Below are 668 nucleotides of genomic sequence, written 5' to 3'. Positions count from 1 at the left end.
GACTTGGCCGATCGAGATAAGCCAGAAACCAAAGAAATTAAATCGGCAATTCGCCAACTTCGCTCTTCTCTTGCTCAAGCCAACTATCAATTTGCCCATGAGTCAGCGGCAGAAGATAAAGTAAAGCTCACACCACTTGTTGGTCTTGGTAAGCGTCGAAACTTACTAAACCAGCAAATCGTCAAGCTACTAGCAGCAGCAAAAAACGAAATTTTCATCTGTACGCCATATTTTAACTTCCCTAAATCAATTCACCGGGAAGTAAAACGTGCGATGAAACGTGGAGTAAAAGTAACGATCGTGGTAGGAGATAAAACCGCGAACGATTTCTATATCTCTCCAGAAGAAGATTTCAAAACCATTGGTGGTCTTCCTTACCTTTACGAGGTAAATCTGCGCCGCTTTGCCAAAGCAAATGAGGCGAACATTGCAGCTCGTAAGCTTTCAGTGCACTTATGGAAGCATGAAAACAACAGCTTCCACCTAAAAGGTATCTGGGTCGATAAACGATACATGCTGCTTACAGGTAACAACTTAAATCCGCGTGCTTGGTCTCTCGATCTTGAAAATGGTTTATTGATTCAAGATGACTACGCAAACCTTACTCATAAGTTTGAAGATGAAGTAGCCCGAATCCTTGAACATACGCAGCTAATCTGCACTTACAA

Annotated in this window: 1 protein-coding gene; it reads left to right on the top strand. The window is 42.2% G+C overall.

Translation table 11 applies throughout. From position 1 onward, the window contains the following. On the top strand, window positions 1-668 hold a 668-nt coding region (gene pssA / locus R7Q46_RS27530; RefSeq protein ID WP_318078327.1), incomplete at both ends, for a CDP-diacylglycerol--serine O-phosphatidyltransferase.

It is taken from the genome of Vibrio sp. 811, assembly GCF_033339195.1.
Note: the sequence above shows the minus strand (reverse complement) of the source record. Positions and strands in the feature narration are given on the sequence as shown.